The sequence below is a fragment of the Nonomuraea sp. NPDC049152 genome, assembly GCF_040648355.1.
Lineage (GTDB): Bacteria > Actinomycetota > Actinomycetes > Streptosporangiales > Streptosporangiaceae > Nonomuraea.
In genome coordinates this window covers 1-1117 of sequence record NZ_JBEZDO010000104.1, presented here as the reverse complement: position 1 = coordinate 1117, position 1117 = coordinate 1, and the positions used below count along the sequence as shown (strand labels likewise).

The following is a 1117-nucleotide window of genomic DNA, read 5'->3' as shown; positions in this document are numbered from 1 at the left end:
TGTCCTGTCCCGGGAGATGCTTGACACCGCTGTCCCACCACATGCTTGACGGTTGCTGTTTTCGGCTATGCCGTGGTGCGTCGTTTGCGGGCGTCACGCTGCGGGAGGCCGGGATTGGCGCTGGTGGATTTGTCTGTGGTCGAGCAGCGGTATCGAGCGGTGCTTCAGGTTCAGGCAGGTGTCCCGGTGATCGAGGTCGCGGCCCAGTTCGGGGTGTCACGGCAGAGCGTGCATACCTGGCTGACCCGCTATCGGGAGGCCGGTCTGGCGGGGTTGGTCGACCGGTCCAAGCGCCCTGTCTCGTCTCCGGATCAGATGCCCGCTCAGGTCGAGGTCGTGGTGTGTGAGCTGCGGCGCGAGCATCCCCGGTGGGGCCGGTGCGGATCGTGCATGAGATCGGCCGGTTGGGGATCGAGCCGGTGCCCTCGCGGATGAGCGTCTATCGGGCGCTGGTGCGGCATGGCCTGATCGAGCCTGGTCGGCGGCGTCGCCAACGCCAGGACTATCGGCGGTGGGAGCGTGATGCTCCGATGGCGTTGTGGCAGATGGACATCGTCGGCGGGCTGCTGTTGGCCGATGGCAGCGAGTGCAAGGTCGTGACCGGCGTCGATGACCACTCCCGATTCTGTGTGATCGCCGAGGTGGTGCCGCGGGCCAGCGGGAGGGCGGTGTGTCTGGCCTTCGCGGGCGCTCTGCGGGCTTTCGGTGTTCCCGATGAGGTGCTGACGGACAACGGCAAGCAGTTCACCGACCGGTTCGGCAAGGGCGGCGAGGTGTTGTTCGACCGGATCTGCCGCGACAACGGGATCACCCATCGACTGACCCAGCCGCGCTCTCCGACCACCACGGGGAAGGTTGAGCGCTTCCATGGCACGCTGCGGCGGGAGTTCCTCAATGACGCTCTGCCGTTCGCCGATCTGGCGGCGGCGCAAGCAGCGGTGGACAGCTGGGTGGCCGAATACAACACGATCCGGCCGCATCAGGCCCTCGGCATGGCGGTGCCGGCTGACCGGTTCAGCTCGCGCGGCCAGGAGGAGCGGAATCTGTTGCCGCTGCGGTTGCCGTCGGTGGTGCGGCTGGCCGCCGTCCCCGACCCCGCGCCCGGTCCAGACCCAGA

Annotated in this window: 1 pseudogene; it reads left to right on the top strand. The window is 67.9% G+C overall.

What is annotated here, in order from left to right:
* Positions 1-129: 129 nt before the first annotated feature.
* Positions 130-1117 (top strand): annotated as a pseudogene (locus AB0B45_RS51530) (IS481 family transposase); the annotation flags it as partial.